This window comes from Actinoplanes sp. NPDC019969 (genome assembly GCF_055562375.1).
Window position 1 is genome coordinate 529,446 of record NZ_JBVHFK010000005.1, and the last position, 19,390, is coordinate 548,835.

At 71.0% G+C, this 19,390-nt stretch carries 17 protein-coding genes; 11 read left to right on the forward strand and 6 right to left on the reverse strand.

Annotated features, from left to right (window positions below):
• The first annotated feature begins 13 nt into the window (after positions 1 to 13).
• Positions 14 to 1,561 carry an FG-GAP-like repeat-containing protein gene (locus ACZ3II_RS18620; RefSeq protein ID WP_465518894.1) on the forward strand — a complete coding sequence of 516 codons (1,548 nt, stop codon included), beginning with the start codon at positions 14 to 16 and terminating at the stop codon, positions 1,559 to 1,561.
• 249 nt (positions 1,562 to 1,810) lie between these two features.
• Here the strand turns inward: ACZ3II_RS18620 and ACZ3II_RS18625 are convergent, their stop codons facing one another.
• A complete protein-coding gene (locus ACZ3II_RS18625; RefSeq protein ID WP_465518895.1) occupies positions 1,811 to 2,869 on the reverse strand; it encodes a lytic polysaccharide monooxygenase auxiliary activity family 9 protein in 1,059 nt (352 codons plus the stop codon).
• Positions 2,870 to 3,127: 258 nt separating this feature from the next.
• Between ACZ3II_RS18625 and ACZ3II_RS18630 the strand changes: the two genes are divergently transcribed.
• Together ACZ3II_RS18630 and ACZ3II_RS18635 are read left to right on the forward strand one after the other, a co-directional pair.
• Positions 3,128 to 3,706 carry a DUF2087 domain-containing protein gene (locus tag ACZ3II_RS18630; protein ID WP_465518896.1) on the forward strand — a complete coding sequence of 193 codons (579 nt, stop codon included), beginning with the start codon at positions 3,128 to 3,130 and terminating at the stop codon, positions 3,704 to 3,706.
• 113 nt (positions 3,707 to 3,819) lie between these two features.
• Entirely contained in the window at positions 3,820 to 4,563 is a 744-nt protein-coding gene (locus ACZ3II_RS18635; RefSeq protein WP_465518897.1) for an SDR family NAD(P)-dependent oxidoreductase, read from the forward strand.
• A 148-nt stretch (positions 4,564 to 4,711) separates the two neighbouring features.
• Here ACZ3II_RS18635 and ACZ3II_RS18640 read toward each other — a convergent pair whose 3' ends face one another.
• Together ACZ3II_RS18640 and ACZ3II_RS18645 are read right to left on the reverse strand one after the other, a co-directional pair.
• The gene (locus ACZ3II_RS18640) at positions 4,712 to 5,896 is read right to left on the reverse strand and encodes an MFS transporter (RefSeq protein WP_465518898.1); all 1,185 of its coding nucleotides are present in this window, start codon (positions 5,894 to 5,896) and stop codon (positions 4,712 to 4,714) included.
• Between the two features lie 121 nt (positions 5,897 to 6,017).
• Positions 6,018 to 6,941 carry a LysR family transcriptional regulator gene (locus ACZ3II_RS18645; RefSeq protein WP_465518899.1) on the reverse strand — a complete coding sequence of 308 codons (924 nt, stop codon included), beginning with the start codon at positions 6,939 to 6,941 and terminating at the stop codon, positions 6,018 to 6,020.
• A 112-nt stretch (positions 6,942 to 7,053) separates the two neighbouring features.
• Here ACZ3II_RS18645 and ACZ3II_RS18650 point away from each other — a divergent pair, with 112 nt between their 5' ends.
• Genes ACZ3II_RS18650 through ACZ3II_RS18670 form a run of 5 tightly spaced genes read left to right on the forward strand, consistent with a single transcriptional unit; the run spans position 7,054 to position 12,124 of the window.
• Complete coding sequence (locus tag ACZ3II_RS18650) at positions 7,054 to 8,175, forward strand: FAD-dependent monooxygenase (RefSeq protein ID WP_465518900.1); 1,122 nt, start codon at positions 7,054 to 7,056, stop codon at positions 8,173 to 8,175.
• A gap of 11 nt (positions 8,176 to 8,186) precedes the next feature.
• Positions 8,187 to 9,128 carry a VOC family protein gene (locus tag ACZ3II_RS18655; RefSeq protein ID WP_465518901.1) on the forward strand — a complete coding sequence of 314 codons (942 nt, stop codon included), beginning with the start codon at positions 8,187 to 8,189 and terminating at the stop codon, positions 9,126 to 9,128.
• A 10-nt stretch (positions 9,129 to 9,138) separates the two neighbouring features.
• The gene (locus ACZ3II_RS18660) at positions 9,139 to 10,056 is read left to right on the forward strand and encodes a fumarylacetoacetate hydrolase family protein (RefSeq protein ID WP_465518902.1); all 918 of its coding nucleotides are present in this window, start codon (positions 9,139 to 9,141) and stop codon (positions 10,054 to 10,056) included.
• On the forward strand, positions 10,057 to 11,202 hold the full coding sequence (locus tag ACZ3II_RS18665) for an alpha/beta hydrolase family protein (protein WP_465518903.1): 1,146 nt from the start codon (positions 10,057 to 10,059) through the stop codon (positions 11,200 to 11,202). It begins immediately after the preceding gene.
• A complete protein-coding gene (locus tag ACZ3II_RS18670; RefSeq protein ID WP_465518904.1) occupies positions 11,186 to 12,124 on the forward strand; it encodes a cyclase family protein in 939 nt (312 codons plus the stop codon). Before ACZ3II_RS18665 ends, ACZ3II_RS18670 begins: the two co-directional genes overlap by 17 nt.
• Positions 12,125 to 12,174: 50 nt before the next feature.
• On the opposite strand, the gene ACZ3II_RS18675 is transcribed toward ACZ3II_RS18670, so the two are convergent.
• A complete protein-coding gene (locus ACZ3II_RS18675) occupies positions 12,175 to 12,489 on the reverse strand; it encodes a DUF3817 domain-containing protein (protein WP_043532812.1) in 315 nt (104 codons plus the stop codon).
• 129 nt (positions 12,490 to 12,618) lie between these two features.
• On the opposite strand from ACZ3II_RS18675, the gene ACZ3II_RS18680 reads away from it, so the two are divergent.
• On the forward strand, positions 12,619 to 13,173 hold the full coding sequence (locus ACZ3II_RS18680; protein WP_465518905.1) for a hemerythrin domain-containing protein: 555 nt from the start codon (positions 12,619 to 12,621) through the stop codon (positions 13,171 to 13,173).
• Between the two features lie 254 nt (positions 13,174 to 13,427).
• Here ACZ3II_RS18680 and ACZ3II_RS18685 read toward each other — a convergent pair whose 3' ends face one another.
• A complete protein-coding gene (locus ACZ3II_RS18685) occupies positions 13,428 to 14,225 on the reverse strand; it encodes an SAM-dependent methyltransferase (protein ID WP_465518906.1) in 798 nt (265 codons plus the stop codon).
• Between the two features lie 79 nt (positions 14,226 to 14,304).
• On the opposite strand from ACZ3II_RS18685, the gene ACZ3II_RS18690 reads away from it, so the two are divergent.
• On the forward strand, positions 14,305 to 16,611 hold the full coding sequence (locus ACZ3II_RS18690) for a PAS domain S-box protein (protein ID WP_465518907.1): 2,307 nt from the start codon (positions 14,305 to 14,307) through the stop codon (positions 16,609 to 16,611).
• A gap of 34 nt (positions 16,612 to 16,645) precedes the next feature.
• The gene (locus ACZ3II_RS18695) at positions 16,646 to 18,781 is read left to right on the forward strand and encodes a glycoside hydrolase family 15 protein (RefSeq protein ID WP_465518908.1); all 2,136 of its coding nucleotides are present in this window, start codon (positions 16,646 to 16,648) and stop codon (positions 18,779 to 18,781) included.
• Between the two features lies 1 nt (position 18,782).
• Here ACZ3II_RS18695 and ACZ3II_RS18700 read toward each other — a convergent pair whose 3' ends face one another.
• A complete protein-coding gene (locus ACZ3II_RS18700; protein WP_465518909.1) occupies positions 18,783 to 19,247 on the reverse strand; it encodes a hypothetical protein in 465 nt (154 codons plus the stop codon).
• Positions 19,248 to 19,390: the final 143 nt, after the last annotated feature.

Below are 19,390 nucleotides of genomic sequence, written 5' to 3' on the forward strand. Positions count from 1 at the left end.
CGAACGGACGCGTGTGAAGACAACCCCTCGTACCGGAGCCGCGGTGACCGCGGCGCTCTCCTTCCTCCTCCTCGTGGCCGGCGTGCCCCGGCCCGCGGCCGCCGCGGATGTCGAGCACCTGCGGGTCATGCCGCTCGGCGACTCGATCACCTACGGCGTCGGCGGCACCACCGGCGCCGGGTACCGGCTTCCGCTGTGGAGCCGGGTCCGGCAGCAGTCCCGGTTCACCATCGACTTCGTCGGCTCGTCGCGTAACGGCGCGGCCCCCGACCCCGACAACGAGGGGCACAGCGGCAACACGATCAGCCAGATCAGCGACGGGGTCGACAAGGGCTGGCTGACCCCGTACCGCCCGGATGTGATCCTGCTGCACATCGGCACCAACGACGTGAACCGGGGCGCCACCGCGGCCACCGCCCTGGACCGGCTGGAGACGCTGCTCGACAAGATCTTCGCGGCTCAGCCGGACGTCACCGTCGTGTTCGGCGGACTCGTCACGGCCACCCCGGACCTGGCGGCGGTGACCACGGCGTACAACACCGGGGTCAAGAGGACCGTCGCGGACCGTGCGGCGAACGGGCAGCAGATCCGGTACGTCGACATGCCGGTCACCGCCGCCCAGATGGCCGACCGCCTGCACCCCGCCGACGCCGGTTACGCCGTGATGGCCGGATCCTTCATGACCGGCCTCACCCAGGCGGTCGACGGCGGCCGGGTGACCACCTCGCCGGCCCCCGCCGGCAGTGCCCCGGAGATTGCGAGCAAGGTCCGGTGGGCGGATTTCGACGGCGACGGGCGCGACGACTACGTTCTGCTCGCCGACGGTGGCGCGGTGCTGGTCTGGCTGAACCGGGGTGGCGACGGCAACGGCGGATGGTCGTACCTAGGGAAGGTCGCGTCCGGTCTCACCGCCGACCGTGACCGGGTGCGGTTCGCCGACTTCGACGGTGACCGGAAGACCGACTACCTGCTGTTCTCGGCATCCGGCGCGGTCACCGTCTACCTGAACGCCGGTGGCGACGTGCCGGGTGGGGGCGGCTGGACCAACATCGGTCAGGTGGCCACCGGTGTCACCGCCGACCGTGACCGGGTGCGGTTCGCCGATTTCAACGGTGACCGGAAAGCCGACTACCTGGTGGTCTCGGGGTCCGGCGCGGTGAGCGTCCACCTGAACGCCGGTGGCGACGGGCGGGGCGGCTGGACCGGCCTCGGCCAGGTGGCCTCCGGCGCCACCGACGTCCCCGGCCGGGTGCGGCTCGCCGACTTCGACGGCGACGCGCGGGCCGACTACCTGGTGATCTCCCCGAACGGGGTGGTGAACGCCTGGCTGAACCGGGGCGGTGACGGCCGGGGCGGCTGGGCCGTCCGCGGCCAGATCGCCGGCGGTGCGACCACCGCCGCGGACCAGGTGCGGTTCGCCCGGTTCACCAGCGACGCGAAGGCCGACTACCTGCGGGTGAACCCCACCGGGACGGTCGACGCCTGGACGAACGCCGGCGGCGACGGCGACGGCGGCTGGTCCTCGGCCACCCGGATCGCGGGCGGCCTGGTCATCGAATAACACGGCTCGACGACGGGCAGTGCAGAGCAGCGGCACCGGTCGGACCGGTGCCGCTGCTGTCGTTCAGCCGCGGTCGGGGTGGCCGCGGCGGGAGCGAGGTGGGGCGCCTCGTTCCCGAGGTTCAGCGCTGCGTGGGGGTGTCACGCGGTCGTACGGCTGGCCTCCGTTTCTGCACTTCGGGGGACGGCGATCTCTGGGAGCGCTCCCATTAACTCGATCGTAACAAAGATGAACGGGCGAGGGGAGGGGTCACGTAGCGGCACACGTCAATGTCGGCGCCACCGGACCGCCGGATCCGAGGAAGCCGAAGGTGGCGCTGGCCCCACTGGCGAGACCACCGTTGTAGGACACGTTGGACGCCTGAACCGTGTTGCCGTTCGTGGTCAGCGACGCGTTCCAGGCCTGCGCGATCGGCGGCGTGCCCGGGTACGTCAGCGACACCGTCCAGCTCTTGATCGCCGCGCTGCCCGCGGTCACCTTGATCTCACCCTGGTACCCGCCGTTCCACTGCGACGTCACCGTGTGGGTGGCCGCGCACGAACCGGTCACCGGCGGGGTGGTCGGCTCACTCGTCGGCGGCGTGGTGGGTGGCGTGGTCGGGTCGGTCGGCTCGGTGGTGCCGCCGAAGGTCACGTCACTGCAGAAGTAGTACGACTGGTCCGCGTGGCTGGCCTGCCAGATCGTGTAGATCATGGCCCGTCCGGACCGTCCGGACACGCTCGCCGGGACGTCGATCTGCACGCCGTTCGCGAGCTGCCGGGTCCACTGCGCCGCCGGGGTGTTCGGCACCGACTTGATCAGTTCCAGGTCGGACCACTTCAGCGGCGTGGTGACCGGGTTGTATCCCGGCTTGGTCACGTACACCCGGAGGTAGTCGGCGCCGTGCCGGGCCCCGTCGAACAGCGATACCGTGAACGAGTTGCCGATCGGCGTGGCCTTCCAGTCGCCGGGCGTGTCCATGGCGTTGTACCGGCCGCTCTCGGTGCGCCCGCCGCTGCACAGCTGCCCGTCCGGGATGACGGCCTCGTGCCGGCCGGCGACCCCCTCACGGAACAGGCCGTTCCAGTTCCACATCGCGTTCGGGTTGGCCTGCCAGGCCTGCCAGCACATCGGGTCCTGGGTGGCCATCGCGGGGTTCTGGAAGTCCGACCCCCAGCGTTCGAAACATCCGTAGTTGCGTGAGGCGGGACCGACCACGTTCCCGTGCGCGGCCGCCGGGCCGGTCTGCACGACGAGGACGGCGAAGGTCGAGGCCAGCGCCGCGACCACGATCGAGATCAAAAGCTTGAGGCGTACGGGTGAAAGCATCTGAACTCAGCACTCCTGAGCTCGGGACCGTCACGCGTCGGCGTGACGGCAGCCTGCGGTGGACGGCACGGAAGCCGCCCAAGCTCCCGCGCACCGCATGACCCCTACGGCAGCACTGTGGCCACAGCCTCGTCGGTTGATCGAGAAAAGTCAATGCAACCCCGACCGTGTGTGGATTTGCGGTGGGACGGTTCGCCGCAAATCCACACGCGGGTAAATCGGGTGCCTCAGGGGAGCGGCCGGGCCTACGGTGACGGGATGTCTGCTGAAGCCGCGCACGCCGCTGGTCTGCTGATGCTGCTGTCGCACCCGCTCCGGGTACGGGCCTTCGCCGAACTGGCCCGGCACGGGACGGACGGCGTCACCATCTTCGAGATGTCGCTGCACCTGGATCTGCCCCGGCCCGAGGTGGCCGAGCTGCTCGGGCGGCTGGTCGGCGCGGGGGTGGCCACCGGGACGGGCAACGGCACCTACCGGGTACGCGACGGGGTCCTGCGTGAGGCGGCCCAGGCGCTCGACCGGGCCCAGCCGATCGCGCCGCTGCTCAGGGACTATCCGCAGCTGAAGTCGTTCTTCTCGCACGGCAGGCTGACGAGTCTGCCGCCGACGCTGAGCGAGCGCAGCCGGCAGATGGCCGAGTTGTTCGCCCGGTTCCTCGCGGTCGAGGGGGTGCTCAGCGAGCCCGAGGTGAACGCCCGGATCGCGGTGGCCGCCGAGGACGTGGCCGCGGTCCGCCGGATGCTGGTCGAGACCGGCTGGCTGGAACGCGACCGGGCCGGCACTTCCTACGGCTCGGCCCGTCTTCTCCCCACCGGCCCGGCGCTGAGCCCCGCGTAGCTGCCGGTCGCTCGCGATGCCGTCAAGAGGAAAGGTATTCGTCACCGGCGCGGGAAGAACGCCGCGTCCGAATGCCGCCAGACGCGCCGGCCCGAGGCGACGACAGTGAAGACATGGCGAACGATCTTGACGGCAGAGTGGCATTGGTGATCGGCGGGAGCAGGGGCATCGGCGCGGGCGTGGCGGCGCGGCTGGCCGAGGACGGCGCCGATGTGGTGCTGACATTCCAGCATCGCGACGATCAGGCCGCGGTCGTGATGAAGCGGATCGAGGGTTACGGCCGTCGCGCCATGGCGCTGCAGGTGGACAGCGCCGATCCGGAGGCGGTGACGACAGCTGTCGACCGTGTGGTCGACCAGTTCGGGCGGCTGGACATCCTGGTCAACAACGCGGCGGTGTTCTTCGTCGGGCCGGTGGAGGATCTCGGGCGGGAGGAGTTCGACCGCATGGTCGCGGTCAATGTGCGGGCGCCGTTCCTCGCCTCCAAGGCCGCGGCCCGGCACATGGGTGACGGCGGCCGGATCGTCACCATCGGCAGCAACATGGTGGAACGCACGGTGTTCCCCGGGTTCTCGCTGTACTCGATGAGCAAGACCGCCCTGGTCGGACTGACCAAAGGGCTCAGCCGGGACCTCGGCCCGCGCGGTATCACCGTCAACCTGGTCAACCCCGGCCCGATCGACACCGACATGAACCCGGCCGCCGGCCCGGTCGCGGCCACGATCACGGGATTCACCGCGCTGGGCAGGTACGGGACGCCGGCCGAGATCGCGACAGCCGTCGCCTATCTGGCCGGTGACGGCGCCCGGTACGTCACCGGCGCGGTGATCAACGTCGACGGCGGGTTCTCGGTCTGACGGCAGTGCGAACCGGACGGGTGGTCCCGGCGCAGCCGGGACCACCCGTCGTCCGGGCATGCATGACCCGCGGTGGGGGACGGTGGTGAGCCGACGCCTGCCGGAGCCGCCGCGAGTCACGGGACCCCGCGTGGCCCGTACAAAATGATCAGTTGCTCGTGATGTTGAGGGGTTTCGCGTCGCGGGGGACGATCACGAGGGTGGCGGCGGCCAGGATCGCCGACAGGATGCCGAGGACGCCCAGGGCGGGGCGCAGGCCGCCGGCCGGCCCGGACAGGCCCATGATCAGTACCGGGGACAGGAACTGGCCGATGAACAGGGTGCCGGTCCACAGGCCGGTGCCGCGGCCGCGTTCGGCGAAGGTCAGGCCGTTGGTGGCCCAGGTCAGCAGGACCGGTAGGAGCAGGCCGGTGCCGGCGCCGGTGAGGACCGCGCCGACCGTGATCACCGGGATCGAGCCGTTGGACCAGATGATCAGGAAACCGGCGGCGGCGAGTCCGAAAGCGAACGGCAGCAGTTCGCGCGGGGTGCGGCTGGAGAGCTTGGCGAAGGATCCGGCGGCGATCGCGGTGGCCAGGGACATCAGGGCGCTGAGGGCGCCGATCGTGGCGGTGGCGGTGACGCCGGCTTCGTCGAGAACGAACGAGAGTTCCACGATCAGCGCGTAGAAGACCACGCCGCCGGCCAGCGTGACCAGGCACGGCACCCGCAGGCGGCGCCACGGGACGGGCGGGAGCTTCTCGCCGGTGCGGACGGTCTCGGGTTGCCAGATCAACAGCATCATGGGTACGGCCAGGAGCACCGCCACGAAGTACAGCCAGAACGGGGTGCGCCAGCCGGAGGAGCCGAGCGCGCCGCCGAGGCCGAGGAACACCGTCGCCGAGACCGAGGAGAGCAGGGTCTGCAGGCCCAGGTACCGGCTGCGCCGCGGCCCGGACCAGTAGTCGGCGATCAGCGTGGTGCAGCAGGTCATGATCGCCGCTTCGCAGAGCCCGACCAGGACCCGGCTGCCGATGATCGCGCCGAGCGAGTCGAGGTGAAGGGGCGCGGTGCCGAAGATCGTGTACCCGATCATGGCGAGGATCAGGACCCGCTTGCGGTCGATCCGGTCGGCGATGAACCCGGCGAACGGCGCGGTCAGGCCGATGATCAGGGCGGGGACGGTGAGGACGATCGGCACCAGCACGTCGGCGCCGGTCACGCCGGCGAAGTGGTCGGTCATCTGCGGCAGGACGGGCGCGATGAGCACGGCGCCGAGCACGGACAGGCAGCTTCCGGCGAGCAGCAGGACGAGTTGCGGGATTCCGGCTCGTCGCTGGAGGACAGCGGGCATGGAAGGCCCTTCATGAGGTGTCGTCAGAGGAATCGCGTGGTCCAGGTCACACGCGATGGCCATGACTATGTGCAGTGACCACCCATCAGCGGAAGACGGAACCGCTGATGGCGGCCATAATTCACGCTGATAGCCCGGTGGCGGCGGCGGTGAGGATCTCGCGGAGCCACATGTGGGCGGGGTCGTTGCGGTACATCGGGTTGAACCAGAACGCCTCGGCCAGCGGAATCACCTCGAACGGGCACTCCAGGACCCGGATCCGGGCGACCGGCTCGAGCAGCCGGGCGAGGCGTTCCTGCAGCAGCGCGACCCGGCGGGACCCGGCGACCAGGAACGGCATCTGCACGAACCCGTCGACCACCAGATCGACGCGCGCCTCGATGCCGAGCATCCGCAGCTGCCGGGACGCCGGCGCGAACGCGGTCGGCCGGTCGAAGATCACCACCCAGGGCAGTTCGGCGAGCTGGTCCATGGTGAGCGCGTCACCGACCTCGGGGTGGTCCTCCGACACGATGCACACCCACCGGTCGGTGTAGAGGTCCAGATAGGGCAGGCCGGTCACGAACCCGTGCGGGATGAGCAGCCCGTCGGCGCTGCGCAGGGTGTCGGCGGCGTGGTCGACCGCGTACGGCGTGGTCTGCTGGAACCGCAGCCGGGCGCCCGGCGCGTCCGCGGCGATCCGGCGGGCGATCAGCGGCCCGAGGACGGTGGCCGCGTAGTCGGAGCTGACGATGGTGAACTCGCGGTCCAGCCCGGACGGATCGAACTCGGGGGTGGCGTCGAAGACCCGCCGGACCCCGGCGAGCGCGGGCCCGGTCAGGCCGGCGACCCGGCTGGCCAGTGGCGTCAGGTCGTACCGGTTGCCGACCCGGACCAGCAACGGGTCGCCGAAGTGCCTCCGCAACCGGCCGAGCGCGCCGCTGATCGCCGGCTGGCTGACCCCGAGGCTCACCGCGGTGCGGGTCACGTTCCGCTCGCGGAGCAGGGCGTCGAGGGTGACGAGCAGGTTGAGGTCGAGGTTCGCCAGAACCCGGTCGACGGCCATGCCGACACTATAAGTCTGGCCTATGGCTGCGATCACCAACTCGAGCTTCCCTGATGACCCACCCGGCAGGGACAGTGGTCCCAGTCACAGGGGTAACAGAAGGGAAACCGCCGTGCCAGCAGTTCGTAATGTTCTGGTCGTCGGTGGCGGCGCCGCCGGGGCCGCTGCGGCGATTCTCCTCGCGGAGGGCGGTGTCTCGGTCGAGCTGATCGACGGAAAGCCCGACGTCGCAGCACTCGGCTCGGGCATCACCCTCCAGGGCAACGCGCTGCGGGTGCTGCGGCAGCTCGGCGTCTGGGAGCAGATCAAGGCCGAGGGGTACGCGTTCGACACCCTCGGCCTGCGCGCCCCGGATCCGGCCGGCACGCTGCTCGCCGAGCTCACCGACATCCGGACCGGCGGCGAGGACCTGCCCGCCACGCTCGGCATGTACCGGCCCACCCTCGCGAAGATCCTGATCGACCGGGCCACCGCGGCCGGCGCCACGATCCGGTTCGGGACGCAGCCGGCCGCGCTGTCCCTGGACGGCGAGGTGACCTTCGGCGATCAGGAGCGGAAGCGTTACGACCTGGTGATCGGCGCGGACGGGCTGCGGTCGTGGACGCGCCGCCGGATCGGGGTCGACGTCGAGCCGCAGCCGGTCGGAATGGGCATCTGGCGGACGTTCACCACCCGGCCGGCATCGGTGACCAGAACGGATCTGTTCTACGGCGGCCCCGCGTACATCGCCGGGTACTGCCCGACCGGCCCGGACTCGATCTACGCGTACCTGGTCGAGGACGCGCAGGACCGGTTCAGCCTGACCCCCGAGGAGGCCCTCGCCACGATGCGGGAGCTGGCCGGGGCCTATCACGGGCCGTGGGACGAGATCCGCGCCACGCTCACCGATCCGGCCCGGGTCAACTACACCGCCTTCGAGAGCCACGTCATCGACGGCCCGTGGCACCGGGGGAACGTGGTGCTGATCGGCGACGCCGCGCACAGCTGCCCACCCACCCTGGCGCAGGGCGCCGCGCAGGCACTGGAGGACGCGTCCGTCCTCACTGAGCTGCTGCTCCGCGAGGACAGGCTCACCGAACAGCTCTGGCAGGAGTTCACCGCCCGCCGCCTCGACCGGGCGAGAACGGTCGTCGAAGCCTCCCTGCAACTGGCCCGCTGGCAGCTCGCCCACGAGCGCGGCGACGTGCCCGGCCTGATGGCCCGCGTCGCCCACCTCGTCGCCTCGCCCGCGTGAAAGGAACCCCGATGAACGACGAACGACTCATCACCCACCTGCGGCACGTCGACCTGGCGGTGCCGGACTACGACAGGCAGTTCGAGTTCTACACGAACATGTGGGGACTCGACGCGGAGACCACCGACGGCGGGATCGCGTTCCTCGCCGCCGCCGGGTCACCCGAGCAGTACTCGGTGCGGCTGCGCAAGGCCGAGGAGAAGCGCCTCGACCTGATCGCGTTCGGGGCGGCCGACCAGGCATCCGTCGACGCGCTCGCCGAACGGCTCGGCCGGTCCGGGGTGAAGCTGGTCAGCGAGCCGGGCGCGTTGCAGACCCCGGGCGGCGGGTACGGCTTCCGCTTCTTCGACATCGACGGCCGTACCCTCGAGGTCTCCTCCGACGTCGAGGTCCGGCAGCACCGCAAGCTGGAGGAGGGCGAGGCCGTCCCGGTCAAGCTCTCGCACGTGGTGATCAACTCGCCGAACCCGGAGGCGACCGTCGCCTTCTACGACGAGCACCTCAACTTCGCTCTCTCGGACACCCTGTTCCACCCGCGGATGGGCGAGATGATGTGGTTCCTGCGGACCAACCGCTGGCACCACAGCCTCGCCATCGCGCGTGGCCCGCACGTCGCCCTGCACCACGCGTCGTTCGAGATGCGCGGCATCGACGAGTACATGCGCGGCACCGGCCGGCTGCTGCGCGGCGGCGTCGAGAAGGTGTGGGGGCCGGGCCGGCACATGGCCGGGAACAACACGTTCAGCTACTTCCTCGACCCGCACGGCAACACCATCGAGTACACCACCGAGCTGGAGGAACTCGACGAGGACACCTGGCACCCGCACCTGTACGACTTCTCCGACCCGACCGTGAGTGACCAGTGGGGGACCGCGAACCCGATGAACGAGTTCGTCGCCAGGCAGTCGTTCAACGACGTCGACCGGGGCGTCTTCGTCGCGCCGCCGGTCTGAGGGGGGCGGCATGAGGCTCGCGACGTTCCGTCACGGCGACCGGGTGCGCACCGGCGTCGTCGACGGTGATCAGGTTCGTCCTTACGCCGGGGACCCCACCATGCTGGAGATCATCGCCGGTGGTGACTTTCGGCAGGACGGGCATCTCGCCCTGGAGGAAGTGCAACTGCTCGCGCCGCTCCAGCCCACGACGCTCCGCGACTTCGTCGCGTTCGAGGAGCATGTCGCAGGGGTGCGGCGCAGCATCGACGGTTCCGGTGGGGTGCCTGATGCGTGGTACGACGCCCCGACGTTCTATTTCACCAATCCGAACCGGATCTACGGCCCCGGCGACGACATCCCGTTCCCGGCCCACTCGGTGAACCGCGACTTCGAGCTGGAGGTGGCGGCGATCGCCGGGCCCGATGGATCGATCTTCGGGTACACGATCCTGAACGACTGGTCCGCCCGCGACCTGCAGAAACGTGAGATGCAGGTGAACCTCGGCCCGGCCAAGGGCAAGGACTTCGCCAGCAGTCTCGGCCCGTGGATCGTGACCGCCGACGAGCTGGACGTCCACAAGAAGGACGGATTCCTGGACCTCTGGTGCACGGCCGAGGTCAACGGTGTGGAGATCGGGCGCGACCTGCTCAGCAACATGGGCTGGACGTTCGAGACCATGCTCGCCTACGCGGGCCGGGACAGCCGGATCGTCGCCGGTGACGTGTTCGGCTCCGGGACCGTCGGCAACGGCGGCTGCCTGGCCGAACTGTGGGGCCGCAACGGCCGCCAGGATCCGCCGCCGCTGCGTGACGGCGACGTGGTCACGCTGACCGTCGAGGGCATCGGCAGCCTGACGAATCGCATTGTCTCCGGTCTTGCGACCGAACCGCTCCCGCAGGCCCGTCGCCGTGACCAGGCGAAGGCCCGCGCAGAAAGGCAGCACTGAATGTTCGAGTACTTCCCCGGCAACTACGTCTGGAACCTGGGCGTCGTCGCCACCCTGAACAGCGGCGGCCTGATCGACGAGGTGGACCGCGCGTGCCGCCCGATCAAGGAGCTCGCGGCGCAGGGCTCCGACGTCGGCACCAAGGAGTTCATGGCGTCCTGGGCGGCGGTCGCCGAGGATCTGGCGTCGCAGGCGGCCGCCGACGAGGCGGCCGGCCACCGGCGGACCGCGGGACAGAAGTATCAGCGGGCCACCAACTACCTGGCTCAGGCCGAGCGGATGCAGAGCGCCAAATCGCCCGACCGGAAGGCGTTCTACCAGCGGCTTCTCGACCTGCAGCAGAAGGCGTTCGACCTGATCGACCCTTCGACGACCCGCGTGGAGATCCCGTTCGAGGGGTCGCTGCTTCCGGCGTACTTCAAGAAGGCCCCCGTCCCGGGCCCCGCACCGGTGATCATCCTGTGGAACGGGCTCGACTCGACCAAGGAGCACATGTACGCCTCCGGCTTCGCCCACGAGCTGGCCGAGCGCGGCATCCACACGCTGATGGTCGACTGCCCGGGCAGTGGTGAGGCGCTGCGTTTCCTCGACCTGAAGTCCCGCGTCGAGACGGAGGACTGGGCCGCGGCGTGCGTGGACTACCTTCTGACGCGAGAGGATGTTATTTCGGAAAAAATCGGGCTCGTTGGATGGTCGCTCGGTGGCTACTACGCGCCCCGGGCCGCCGCGTTCGAGAAGCGGCTCGCGCTCTGCGTCGCGTGGGGCGCCAACCACGACTGGGGCGCCGTCCAGAAGCGCCGCCTCGAACGCGAGGGCGAGAACCCGGTCCCGCACTACTGGGACCACGTGCTGTGGGTGTGGGGCGAGGACGACCTCGGCACGTTCATCACGAAGGCCGAGGCGGTCAACCTCGACGGCGTCGTCGAGAAGATCACCGTGCCGTTCCTGATCTGCCACGGCGAGAACGACCGGCAGATCCCCCTCGCGTACGCCCACCGCTCCTACGAGCAGGCGGTCAACTCGCCCCGGCGCGAACTGCGCGTCTTCACCCCGGCCGAGGGCGGGGCGGAGCACATCGGCCTCGATCACTTCGCGCACGTCCAGACGTACATCGCCGATTGGGCCCTCGATGTTCTCCAGGGATGATCCGGAAGGCGCCGTCGCGGCGGCGGCGAAACGGTGCTCCAACTGGGGGCGGTGGGGCGCCGACGACGTACGCGGCACCATGAACTTCCTGACCCCGGAGAAGCGCCGGCAGGCCGCATCGCTGGTGAAGCGCGGGGTGTCGTTCTCGCTGGCGCAGTCGTTCGACGCGAACGGGCCGCAGAAGGGCTGGCGGCGGCGTACCAACCCGGTGCACACCATGCTCGACACCGGCACCGACGCGGCGGCCGGGGTGCAGGGCTTCCCGCACGGCATCGGTGGCGCCGACGACGTGATCGCGATGCCGCTGCAGTGCTCGACGCAGTGGGACGGGCTCGGGCACATCTTCGACCACGGGTACGCGTGGAACGGCAGGCGTGCCGCCGACGTGGTGACCAGCCTCGGCGACAACACGACCGGGATCGAGACGGTCGCCGACGTGATCGCCGGGCGCGGGGTGCTGCTGGACTTCGGCGACCTGCCGGACGGCTTCGCCATCACGGCCGATCACCTGCGGGAGCGCATCGACGCGCACGGTCTGACGGTGGGGACGGGCGACATCGTTCTGGTACGTACGGGCCAGCTCGCCCGGGCCCGGCGGGACGGCTGGGGCGACTACGCCGGCGGGCCCGCCCCCGGTCTGTCGTTCGGCACCGCCGACTGGCTGTACTCCACCGAGATCGCCGCGATCGCCACCGACACCTGGGGCTTCGAGGTGCGGCCGAACGAGTTCGACGACGCGTTCCAGCCGCTGCACCAGGTCGCCATTCCGCACATCGGCCTGTTCCTCGGCGAGATGTGGGACCTCGACGCGCTCGCTCGTGATTGCGCGGCCGACGGTGTCCACGAGTTCTGGCTGACCGCCGCGCCGTTGCCGATCACCGGGGCGGTCGGCTCACCGGTCAACCCGATCGCCGTGAAATGAGCGGTGGGGGCGTGCCGGTAGACACGCCCCCACCTCTTTCGACGCGGAACCTAGGCAGTGGCGGCTGCCGGCTCCGCCGCCGGGCGGCGCTTGGCCACCCAGCGCTCGAAGATCACGGTGGTGAGCGGCGGGACCGACGCGGCCAGGCCGAAGAAGGTCCGCCACAGCGACCAGCGCTCGGTGAACGCCACCCAGAGGGTCGCGGCGATGTAGGCGACGAACAGGGCGCCGTGCAGGCGGCCGAACAGCCACACGCCCGCCTCGGTCGTCTCCGTCACATACTTCAGGAACATGCCGACGAGCAGGCCGGTCCAGGTGAACGCCTCGGCGATCGCGGTGATCCTGAAGATCCGGAACGGTTCCACCCTGCTGACTCCCCTCGAACGGTGCCCTTGCAGCGTACGGTCCGGAAGATGAGTGTTTCCTGAAGGATGATCCGCCCGATTCAGGGTATTTGCGCCCTCGTTGAAGAAACATCGAGGGGGAGTAGAGCCGTGCCGGACATCGTGGAGATCATCAAGGACCAGCACCGCCAGGTGGAGGAGCTGCTCACGCGCGCCGAGGAGGAGGGCGCCGACCAGGCCGCGCTGATGCAGGAGGTGGCGAGGCTGCTGCTGCCGCATTCCGAGGCCGAGGAGAGCTTCGTCTACCCGGCCATCCGCGACCTGGCGACCGAACAGGGCGACGAGGTCAAGGACGGCATCGCCGAACACCACCAGGTCGAGGAGATGCTGCAGAACCTGCTGCGCGGCGACGCCGACGACCCGGGGTACGACGGCACGGTCGCCGCGATCACCGGCGAACTGCGCCGCCACGTCCAGGAAGAGGAGGAGGACCTGCTGCCGATCCTCGCCGAACGCCTCGACGACGCCCAGCGCGAGGAGATGGGCCGCCGATTCCTGGAGGCGACCACGGGTTCCCTGCCCACCGACGACTCCGACTCCTCCGCCACTCGCAAGGAGCTGTACGAGAAGGCCAAGGAGCAGCACGTCCCCGGCCGCTCCCGAATGAGCAAGCAGGAGCTGGCCGACGCCGTCGGCGAAAGCTGAGGAAAGCGCCGATAATCAGGGCATGGCGGGGGAGAGATCGTCTGCGGAGCGGATGCGGCCGTGCCGGCGGTGTGGGCACCCGACCCGGGTGGATCGGATGGTCCAGGGGTACGGGCGCAACTGTGCCGCCCTGCTCGGGCTGATCGGGGGGACGGTGGACACCGGGCACACCGGGCCGGATCTGCTGGATCTGATCGAGGTGGAGCCGGAGGACAGCTGCGACGGTTACGACCGTCCGGCTGACTCCGGCGTCGCTATCTTTCGGCGACGCAGGCCAGCGTCAGGTTTCGTACCGCGTCGCTGACCGGCTCGTCGGACGGGTCCGGCCGCCATCGGGGAGTGGCGACGAGACCGGGTTCGAGCAGCCGCCAGCCGTCGAGGAAGCGGGCCATCTGCTCAGCGTCGCGCGGCACCAGCGGGCCGCCGGTACGCGTGTAGAGGTGGGTGACCCGCTCCAGCACCGCCTGGTCGCCGCCGGCCATGGTGGCGTGCGAGAACGCGAGGACGCTGCCCGGCGCCACCGCGTCCCGGTAGGCGTGGACCGCCTCGTCCAGGGCGGGGCAGTCCGGGATGAAATGCAGCACCGCGACCATCATGACGGCCACCGGGCGGCTCAGGTCGATCAGCTCCCGGACCCGTGCGTCGGCCAGCACGGCCGCCGGCTGCTGCAGGTCGGCGTGCACCACGGCGGTCAGCGGGTCGCCGTGCAGCAGGTGCCGGGCGTACAGGACCGCGGTGGGGTCGACGTCGACGTAGACCACCGTCGCGCCCGGGGCCTCGGCGCGGGCCACCTCGTGCACGTTGCCCTCGGTCGGGATGCCGGAGCCGAGGTCGAGGAACTGGGTGATGCCCCGGCTCACCGCGTACCGGACGGCGCGGCGCAGGAAGGCCCGGTTGGCGCGGGCCAGCTGCGGGGTCTCCGGCACCAGTTCGCCGGCCCGGTCGGCGATCGCCCGGTCGACGGCGAAGTTGTGGGTGCCGCCCAGGAACGCGTCGTAGACCCGGGCCGGGCTGGGACGGTTCGGGTCGATGGGCGGATCCGCACTGCTCATGCCTTCAAGATTCCCCCAAAACTCCCAACTTGATACTGAAATATCCGGACCTGGGTACTTTGGAGGATGGGAGGCATCGGTGGAGTCAACCGGGATCCCGGGGCTCCTGCTCGACACCGCCCCGGACGCGATCATCGTGAGCCGCTCGGACGGCTCCATCACCATGGCGAACCGCCGGGCCCACGACATGTTCGGATATCCCGCCGGTGAGCTGGTCGGCCACTGCGTCGACGACCTGGTCCCGGAGGACTCCCGGCGGCGGCATCCGGGCATGCGGCAGGGATACCTCTCCGGCGCCCACAAGCCGCTGCGCCGCATGCCGTTGCGCGGGTTGCGCCGCGACGGCAGCGTCTTCCCGGTCGAGATCTCGCTGTCCGCGGTCACCGCGCCGGACAGCGAGACGTATGTGACCGCCGTGCTCCGCGACGACACCGTGCAGCGCGAGGCGGCCCGCAGCCGGGCGCTGCTCGCCTCGATCGTCCAGTCGTCGCACGACGCGATCGTCACCACCGACCTGGACGGCAGGGTGCTGTCCTGGAACCCCGGCGCCGAGACGCTGTTCGGTCATCCGGCCACGGACGTCGTCGGCTCGCACGTCGACCGGACCATCCCGGCGGATCGCCGCGCCGACGAGGAGCAGATCCGGCTGCTGGTCCGCCTCGGCGGACGGGTGGACCGGTACCGCAGCACCCGGCTCACCGCCGGCGGCGACAGCATCGCGGTGTCCGCCCTGGTCTCCCCGCTGCTCGACGAGGACGGCACGATCATCGGCACCACCACCATCTGCCGGGACATCAGCGACCGGGAACGGGCCGAGGCCCGGGTGCAGGCGATCCTCGACGCCGCCCCGGACGCGGTCCTCGGTGTCGCCGAGTCCGGCGTCGTCGTGCTGGTCAACGCCGAGGCCGAGCGGCTGTTCGACCATCCGCGGTACGACCTGCTGCACATGCCGGTGGGCGCGCTCCTGCCGGACGGCCTGCCCGCCGCGTCGGCGGTGCTGCGGACCGGCGGCGACAGCACCCCGCTCGACTCGGAACGGTCCGTGGACCACGCCGACCAGCGGTGGGCCACCCGCCGGGCGATCCGGCGCGGCGGGGAGGAGATCCCGGTCGACATCGCCTGCAGCGCGCTGCACACCGACAGCGGGCTGGTGACCGTCGTGGTGGTCCGCGACATCACCGAACGGCTGGCCGCCGAGGAGGAGCGCCGCCGGCTGCGCGAGGAGACCGACAAGCAGCGCCTGGAGGCCCGCATCCAGCAGACGCAGCGGCTGGAGAGCCTGGGGCAGCTGGCCGGCGGGATCGCCCACGACTTCAACAACCTGCTCGCGGTGATCCTCAACTACGCGTCGTTCATCATCGAGGACGCCGCCGGCACCGCGTCCGCCTCGGACGCCGAGCAGATCGCCCGGGCCGCCCGGCGCGGCAGCGACCTCACCCACCAGTTGCTCGCCTTCGCCCGCCGGGAGGTGATCCGCCCGCGCCCGCTGAACCTGAACACCGTGGTCACCGAGGTGCACCAGATGCTGAAACGGTCGCTGGGCGAGCACATCACGCTGACCGTGCGCACCACCGCCGGCCTGCCGTCGGTGATGGCCGACCCGGGCCAGCTCGAGCAGGTGCTGGTCAACCTGGCCGTGAACGCCCGGGACGCGATGCCGACCGGCGGCCGGCTCACCATCGACACCGCCCTGGTCGACGTGGACGCCGACCACGCGGCGGCCCGGGCCGGCCTGAGCACCGGCCGGTACGTGCGGCTGCGGGTCTCCGACACCGGCACCGGCATGCCCAAGGAGGTGATCGACAAGGCGTTCGAGCCGTTTTTCACCACCAAGCCCAGCGGTCAGGGCACCGGTCTGGGCCTGGCCACCGTCTACGGCATCGTCACGCAGGCCGGCGGCACCGTGCAGATCTACTCCGAGTCCGGCATCGGCACCACGTTCACCATCCTGCTGCCGGTCACCGACGCGGAGGCGCACCAGCACGTCCCGGAGGAGTCGGTGGCCGAGCTGACCGGGCACGGCGCGACGGTGCTGGTGGTCGAGGACGAGAACGCGCTGCGCGAGGTCACCTGCCGGATCCTGCGGCGCGGCGGCTACACCGTGCTGGCCGCCGGCGGCGGTGACGAGGCGCTGCGGCTGGCCGCCGAGAACAGCGTCGACGTCCTGCTCACCGATGTGATCATGCCGAACATGCTGGGCAAGGACCTGGCCGATGCGGTCCGGTCACGGTGGCCGGGGACCAGGGTCCTCTTCATGTCCGGGTACGCCCAGCCGGTGCTCACCGACCACGGCACCCTCTCCGCCGACGTGCACCTGCTGGAGAAGCCGTTCACCAGCGCCGAGCTGATGCGGGCCCTGCACGACGAACTTCAGGCCAAGCCGTGACATCGATCGTCGTCTACGGGGTAAAGCGCCTGTCATGGCGTACCGGAAAATCGGAGTCCTCCTGGTGGGAACCGTCCTCACGGTGACCACCGCCGGGGTGCGGCCCGCCGTGGCCGCGGTTGCGCCCGGCAACGACCAGCAGTACCTGCCGGCCGACAAGACCGGCTTCCTGACCTCGGCGGACACCCGGAGCAAGGTCTGGGCCACGGTCCAGCGATCCGGTGGCTACGGCGAGATCCTCTACCCCGACATCGGTACGCCCAGCGTGCGCGCGTGGCAGTTCGTGGTGACCGGTCCCGGCGGCTACGCGGTCCGTGCCGACCAGGCGCACGTCACCACGGAGCTGACCGACGGGCGGAGCCTCAGCTACCGGCAGACGTTCCAGGAGCGGTCCGGCAGGTGGCGGCTGACCGTGGCCTACACCACCGACCCGCGCTCGGCCGCGGTCCTCGCGCAGGTCCGGTTCACCACCCGGGACGGCAGGCCGCACCGCCTCTACACGGTGTACGACCCGGCGTTGGGGAACACCCGGGGAGGCGACGCCGGGCGTACCGAACAAGTCGCTCTGACCGCAAACGACGGGGCCGTGACCAGCGCGCTCGCCGCAACCCCCGCCTTCACCGCGACCTCCAGCGGGCATGCCGGCGTCGACGACGGCTGGACCGACCTGCTGGCCGACGGCCGGATGGACGTCCGCAACGCCACGGCCGCGGCGGGCAGCCTGGTGCAGACCGGCGAGACCACGCTCACCGGCGCTCCCGGCCGCCGGGACGCCACACTGGCCCTCGGGTTCGCCCCGGACACCGCGGCGGCCCTGGCCGTCACCCGCGACGTGCTGGGCCGCGGTTTCGGGCCGGTCGCCCGCGAGTACGCCCACGGCTGGTCCCGTTACCTCGACGGCCTGCACCGGCCGCCACCGGGCGCCGACCCGCGCCTGTACCGGGTGTCCGCGATGGTGCTCGCCGCCAGCGAGGACAAGACGTACCGGGGCGCCTACGTCGCCGCGCCCGCGGCGCCGTGGGCGTTCGGCCGCGACGACCCGTCCGGCCCGTACCACCTGGTCTGGTCCCGCGACCTGTACCAGATCGCCACCGGCCTGCTGGCCGCCGGTGACCGGGCCGGCGCCAACCGGGCCCTGGACCACCTGTTCACGGTGCAGCAGCGGCCGGACGGCTCGTTCCCGCAGAACGCCCGGATCGACGGCACCCCGGTGTGGGAGGGCCTGCAACTGGACGAGGTGGCGCTGCCGCTGGTGCTCGCCCACCAGCTCGGCCGCACCGACCCGGCGACCTGGGGGCACGTGCGGCGGGCCGCGGACTTCCTGATCGCCTTCGAGCAGGACGGCAACCGGGCGCCGTGGAGCCCACAGGACCGCTGGGAGAACCAGTCCGGGTACTCCCCGGCCACCATCGCCGCGCAGATCGCCGGCCTGGTCTGCGCCGCCGACCTGGCCCGCGCCAACGGTGACGCCGCGGCCGCCGGCCGCTACCTGGCCGCCGCCGACGACTGGCAGCGTCGTGTCAAGGCATGGACCGTGACCAGCACCGGGCCGTACTCGCCGCGCCCCTACTTCCTGCGCCTGACCAAGGACGGGCAGCCGGACCGCGGCACCACCTACGACATCGGCGACAGCGGGCCGGCCGGCGTCGACCAGCGGACCGTGGTCGACCCGGGCTTCCTGGAGCTGGTCCGGCTCGGTGTGCTGCCGGCCGGCGATCCGGACGTGCGGAACAGTCTCGCCGTCGTGGACCGGCAACTGGGCGTGCCGACCCGGCGCGGCCTGTTCTGGTACCGGGCCTCCTTCGACGGGTACGGCGAGAAGGCCGACGGCTCCCCGTGGGACTACCCGCTGCCGGCCGGCTCCCGGATCACGCGGGGGCGGGCGTGGCCGCTGCTCAACGGCGAACGCGGCGAATACCTGATCGCGGCCGGGGACACCGGCGCGGCCCGGCGTCAGCTCGCCACCATGGCCCGGGCTGCCGGCCCCGGCCTGCTGCTGCCCGAGCAGGTGTGGGACCGGCAGCCGCCGTACCGCGAGCCCGGCACCCCGACCACCTCGGCCACCCCGCTGACCTGGACCCACGCCCAGTACCTGCGGCTGGCCGCGGACGTCGCCGCGGGCCGGGTCCTGGAGCAGCCGGCCGTCGTCGCCGATCGTTACCTGCGCTGAATCAGCCGGCGGCGTTCAGCAGGAAGCCGAGGCAGCCGCAGAAGGCCAGCGCGGCCGTGAGGGCGAGCAGCGTCCACGCGGCCGCCGCGCCCGGATAGCGCTGCGGGGGAGCGCCGAGCGCCCCGCGCAGGAACGACAGCAGGGGAGCCCGGTACTCCAGCTCGACGGTCTGGCCCGGCACCGCCACCACGGTGGTGTCGGCCGACCCGATCCGGGAGGGGATCAGATAGGGCACGTGGACGTGCACGTGGTGCTCGCCGGTGGAGACCGACTGCACCACCCGCCCCCAGGACGCCGGGATGCCCTGCCCGTCGATCTCCAGCACCGGCGTGTAGAGCCGCAGCAGGAACGCGAGCGGCGCGTATCGCAGGGTCACCGCGATCGACGAACCGCCGTTGCGGCGGACGTTGTCGATCGGCGGGAACCCCGGCGAGAAGGGCCGGAACGGCGGCGCGATGGTGGCCATGGCCCGGGAAGGATATGCCGGGCGCAGGCTCCGGGAAAAGACCGGCGGCTGTCGGGATGTCCGGGGTGGCCGGTCCCCGGACCCGGCGTCATGACCTTGCACGATCGACGTAACGTGAGGGGGGAGAACGCACGGTACCTGCG